Raw genomic sequence first — 1,529 nt, forward strand, 5'->3', positions numbered from 1 at the left:
GGCCGATGCAATGCGTAACAATGCCAAGCTCGCAAAAGATGCGATGGCCGGGATGGGTGGCGCGATGATGCCCGCTGGCTCTGCCGCCATGACGCCTCTGAAGAGGATCGACCACGTCGAGCAAATGCTCTCTGCACGGCTCGAAGGCCTGCGCCAGTTGAAAACGGCAATGGAGCCCTTCTACGCAACGTTGAGCGAAGCGCAAAAGGCCGTTGCCGACAAGCTGCTCTTGCCTGCGCCAATGGGCATGATGTGAGTTCCGAAGGGCCGTTGCGTGGCACCGCGACGGCCCACGCATGCCGGTGAGACCATGAAAACGAAGCGGAGCGTGCGCACGGAAGAATTGCTGCAATTGCAGCGCGAAACCTTCGACTACTTCCTGGGCGAGGTGAATCCTGCGAACGGCCTGATCCGCGACAAGACCGCCGCCGATTGGCCGGCGAGCATCGCCGCGACGGGACTTGCTCTTGCCTGCTATCCCGTCGCTGTCGAGCGCGGGTTCATGGCGCGCCAGGCAGCCGTGGCAAGAACGCTGGCCACGCTGCGATTCTTCTGGGCGAGCCCCCACGGACCCGAGCCGGACGCCACGGGGCACCGTGGCTTCTATTATCATTTCCTCGACATGCAAACGGGACGGCGAGCTTGGCAATGCGAATTGTCGACGATCGATAGCGCGCTGTTGTTGGCGGGTGCTTTGACAGCGGCTGCCTACTTCGGCCAAGAAACCGCCGACGAGCAGGAAATCCGCACGCTTGCTAACGCGCTATATCGCCGTGCCGACTGGCCATGGGCACAGAACCAGGGCGCGACAGTGACGCACGGCTGGTCCCCGGAAAACGGGTTCATCAAATACCGCTGGGAGGGCTACGACGAGGCCCTCCTGGTCTACGTTATGGGCCTTGGCTCGCCCACCTTTCCTCTTCCCGAGAGCAGCTACGCCGCCTGGACTTCCACTTATCGATGGGAGAACTGCTACAGCTACGAGTACCTCTACGCCGGTCCTCTATTCACCCATCAGCTGACGCATGTCTGGATCGACTTTCGCGGGATCCAGGATGCCTTCATGCGGGAAAAGGGCATCGACTATTTCGAGAACAGCCGCCGGGCGACCTACCTCCAGCAATGCTATGCCATCATGAACCCGCGCAAGTTCGACGGTTACCGAGAGTGTTGCTGGGGCATCACCGCAAGCGAAGGACCCGGTCCGGCCACGCTCAAGCTGAATGGTATCCAGCGGGAGTTCTACGACTATGTCGGGCGTGGCGTTCCCTATGGGCCGGATGACGGCACGCTCGCGCCCTGGGCGGTCGCCGCTTCATTGCCGTTCGCCCCGGAGATCGTCCTGGAAGCGCTGGGCTACTGCATCCATCAAGCGAAGCTGAAAGAGTTCAACAGATATGGCTTCAAAGCCGCGTTCAACCCCACTCATCCGGGAGAGCCCGGCAATTCATACGGCTTCTGGGTGTCACCCTGGCACTTCGGCATCAACCAGGGCCCCATCGTGCTGATGATCGAAAACTACTTATGCT

2 protein-coding genes are annotated in these 1,529 nt (G+C 61.0%); both read left to right on the forward strand.

Annotated elements, in window-relative coordinates:
- On the forward strand, positions 1–256 hold a 256-nt coding region (locus EOA75_RS32705), incomplete at its 5' end, for a Spy/CpxP family protein refolding chaperone (RefSeq protein WP_206517110.1).
- A 54-nt stretch (positions 257–310) separates the two neighbouring features.
- A partial coding sequence (locus tag EOA75_RS32710) for a glucoamylase family protein (protein ID WP_127326126.1) occupies positions 311–1,529 on the forward strand: 1,219 nt, incomplete at its 3' end.

This window comes from Mesorhizobium sp. M1A.F.Ca.IN.022.07.1.1, from assembly GCF_003997575.1.
Lineage (GTDB): Bacteria > Pseudomonadota > Alphaproteobacteria > Rhizobiales > Rhizobiaceae > Mesorhizobium.